Annotated in this window: 1 protein-coding gene; it reads left to right on the forward strand. The window is 62.5% G+C overall.

The window, feature by feature from the left end; genetic code table 11:
- Positions 1-270: hypothetical protein (locus tag U8L64_RS20210; protein WP_442965257.1), on the forward strand; the 270-nt coding region annotated here is incomplete at its 5' end.
- Positions 271-365: the final 95 nt, after the last annotated feature.

Raw genomic sequence — 365 nt, forward strand, 5'->3', positions numbered from 1 at the left:
CCCTCGGGTTCCTGCTCCAGCAGCCAGGCCATCAGGTCCGGCAGCGGCAGTGCCTGCTGGCAGCGCTCGACCATTTCTCGGACGGTACGCGGTGCGCGCGGCGGTCGCTTCCATGCCGAGGTTCGACAGCTGATCGGCGACGTCGTAGTTGGTGCGGCCGATGGTGACCACCTTGTCGACGCCGACCAGGGTCGGGTCGGCGCTGCTGAGGTGGAATTCCTTTTGGATGTTCGTCTAGGTCGTGACGGTGGCGGCTGGGTTCTGGGCTAAGGTGTTCTCGCTGTTGTCTCGGTCGAATGTGTTTATATGGCCCTCGGTGCAATGCGCTTATCCGGTTGCGATTATCTGCTCGCGTCTGAGATCGT

Source organism: Pseudomonas sp. FIP_A4 (assembly GCF_036701605.1).
GTDB classification, from domain to species: Bacteria; Pseudomonadota; Gammaproteobacteria; order Pseudomonadales; family Pseudomonadaceae; genus Stutzerimonas; species Stutzerimonas phenolilytica.